Genomic DNA, 1,079 nt, shown 5'->3' on the forward strand with positions numbered 1-1,079 from the left:
GTCGCGCACCACATGGCCGGCGACGAAAAAGACGCCATCGAATACGTCAAAACGCTCCTGTCCTACCTCCCGTCGAACAACCTGTCCGAGCCCCCGGCCTTCCCCGAGGAGGCGGACCTGGCCCGCACCGCGGAGGACGACGAACTCGACACCCTCGTCCCGGACAGCGCGAACCAGCCCTACGACATGCACACCGTGATCGAGCACGTCCTGGACGACGCGGAGTTCTTCGAGACGCAGCCGCTGTTCGCGCCGAACATCCTCACCGGCTTCGGCCGCGTCGAGGGCCGCCCGGTCGGCATCGTCGCCAACCAGCCCATGCAGTTCGCCGGCTGCCTCGACATCGACGCCTCCGAGAAGGCCGCCCGCTTCGTGCGGACCTGCGACGCGTTCAACGTCCCCGTCCTCACCTTCGTCGACGTCCCCGGCTTCCTGCCGGGCGTGGACCAGGAACACACCGGCATCATCCGCCGCGGCGCCAAGCTGATCTACGCCTACGCCGAAGCCACCGTCCCCCTGATCACGGTCATCACCCGCAAGGCATTCGGCGGCGCCTACGACGTGATGGGCTCCAAGCACCTGGGCGCCGACCTCAACCTGGCCTGGCCCACCTCCCAGATCGCGGTCATGGGCGCCCAGGGAGCGGTCAACATCCTGCACCGCCGCACCATCGCCGCCGCCCCCCAGACCGAGCAGGAAGCCACCCGCACCCGCCTCATCCAGGAGTACGAGGACACCCTCCTCAACCCCTACACCGCGGCCGAACGCGGCTACATCGACGCCGTCATCATGCCCTCCGACACCCGCGCCCACATCGTCCGCGGCCTGCGCCAGCTCCGTACCAAGCGCGAAAGCCTCCCGCCCAAGAAGCACGGAAACATCCCGCTCTAGAGCGCCCCGGACCGAGCCGCCGAGAACGAGCCGCCCGAAAGGACCCGACCAATGATGATCAAGGTCGTAAGGGGCAACCCCACCCCCGAGGAGCTGGCCGCCGCACTGGCGGTGGTCCAGGCCCGCGCCGCGGCGGTGGCCACCACCCCGCCCGGCGCGGCAGACACCCGCGACGCATGGGCCGACCC

At 69.6% G+C, this 1,079-nt stretch carries 2 protein-coding genes; both read left to right on the forward strand.

The window, feature by feature from the left end; all coding sequences use genetic code 11:
* The coding region (locus tag ACWFR4_RS49190; RefSeq protein WP_453658555.1) for an acyl-CoA carboxylase subunit beta at positions 1 to 891 on the forward strand (891 nt) is incomplete at its 5' end.
* 51 nt (positions 892 to 942) lie between these two features.
* Positions 943 to 1,079 (forward strand): acyl-CoA carboxylase epsilon subunit (locus ACWFR4_RS49195; protein ID WP_453658557.1); only part of this gene is annotated, 137 nt, incomplete at its 3' end.

The organism is Streptomyces sp. NPDC055140 (assembly GCF_053607285.1).